Origin of the sequence: Streptomyces achromogenes subsp. achromogenes, assembly GCF_000720835.1 — a bacterium.
GTDB lineage: Bacteria > Actinomycetota > Actinomycetes > Streptomycetales > Streptomycetaceae > Streptomyces > Streptomyces achromogenes.
The window spans coordinates 1-292 of the sequence record NZ_JODT01000135.1 but is presented as its reverse complement, the minus strand read 5'-3'; the positions used below and the strand labels follow the sequence as shown (position 1 = coordinate 292).

The 292-nt window shown below is 69.2% G+C and carries 1 protein-coding gene; it reads right to left on the bottom strand.

What is annotated here, in order from left to right; translation table 11 throughout:
• Positions 1–292 (bottom strand): IS256 family transposase (locus tag IH25_RS0137070; protein WP_030621594.1); only part of this gene is annotated, 292 nt, incomplete at both ends.

Sequence of the window (292 nt, the reverse complement as noted above, 5' to 3'; positions counted from 1 at the left end):
TTCGGCCAGACGGTCTCCACCGCCTCGGGCAGGCCCTTGAGCCCGTCGCAGACCAGCATGAGCACGTCGCTGATGCCGCGGTTCTTGATCTCGGTAAGGATGTGCAGCCAGTGCTTGGCTCCCTCGCTGCCGTCGCCGGCCCACAGCCCCAGGATCTCCCGCCGCCCTTCGGTGGTGACGGCCAGGGCCACATAGACCGGCCGGTTGGCGACCGCGCCGTCACGGATCTTCACGTGGATGGCGTCGATGAAGACGACCGGGCCTCGCCGGTGGTCAGGCCCTTCGCGGCCAG